We start from the raw sequence: 259 nt of genomic DNA on the forward strand, positions 1-259 counted from the left end.
CCGGTCTTGGTGGCGATGAACACACTGGTGTTGTCTGAGCGCGGCCACTCCCACCAACGCGCACGTTGGCCGGTCGTTGGCAGGTCGCCGGCGTAGGTTGGCTGGCCCTTGCGCCCTTCCTGCTGAACGTAGCCGAGCACGTACTCATCGGTTTCGTTGGGTGTGAAGCCAATTTTGAAGCTGAATTTGCTGTCGCGGTGTTTACTGTTCTCGCGGCGCCCCGGGCCTTGCTGGCTATTGGTCGGTTTGAAGTCATCGG

Annotated in this window: 1 pseudogene; it reads right to left on the minus strand. The window is 60.6% G+C overall.

The annotated features are described in order from the left end of the window. A pseudogene (locus SB772_RS42620) lies at window positions 1-259 on the minus strand (TonB-dependent receptor); the annotation flags it as partial.

Source organism: Paraburkholderia sp. SIMBA_030, assembly GCF_046535245.1.
In the GTDB taxonomy this organism is placed as follows: Bacteria; Pseudomonadota; Gammaproteobacteria; order Burkholderiales; family Burkholderiaceae; genus Paraburkholderia.